Below are 386 nucleotides of genomic sequence, written 5' to 3' on the forward strand. Positions count from 1 at the left end.
GTACGCTGCGATAAGTCTTGGGGAGCTGCGAACGAGCTTTGATCCGAGAATTTCCGAATGGGGCAACCCACCTTCGATTCCTGTTAATCCAAGAGTTCTCTTGTTCCGTGCACAGCGGATGAGAGATGACAAGCAAGACGACGGCTTTTGCAGAAGCTGGCGACGTTGGCGAATGCATCGCGCAAGCGATGCTAGGAGCGAACGCCATAGGGCGACCTATCGACGCCCGTCTTAACAGACGGGCTACGGCCGAGCTGATGCGAGGGTTAGTCCGAAAGCTTGCTTTTGGACTAACAGGAATCACTAAGAAGGTATCAAACTCTGTAATGGGGTTTGAAGCAAACCCGGGGAACTGAAACATCTAAGTACCCGGAGGAAAGGACATC

Annotated in this window: 1 rRNA gene; it reads left to right on the forward strand. The window is 52.6% G+C overall.

Annotated elements, in window-relative coordinates:
• A 23S ribosomal RNA gene (locus tag GJ654_RS20710) occupies nt 1–386 on the forward strand; the annotation flags it as partial.

It is taken from the genome of Rhodoblastus acidophilus (assembly GCF_009720655.1).
In the GTDB taxonomy this organism is placed as follows: domain Bacteria; phylum Pseudomonadota; class Alphaproteobacteria; order Rhizobiales; family Beijerinckiaceae; genus Rhodoblastus; species Rhodoblastus acidophilus_A.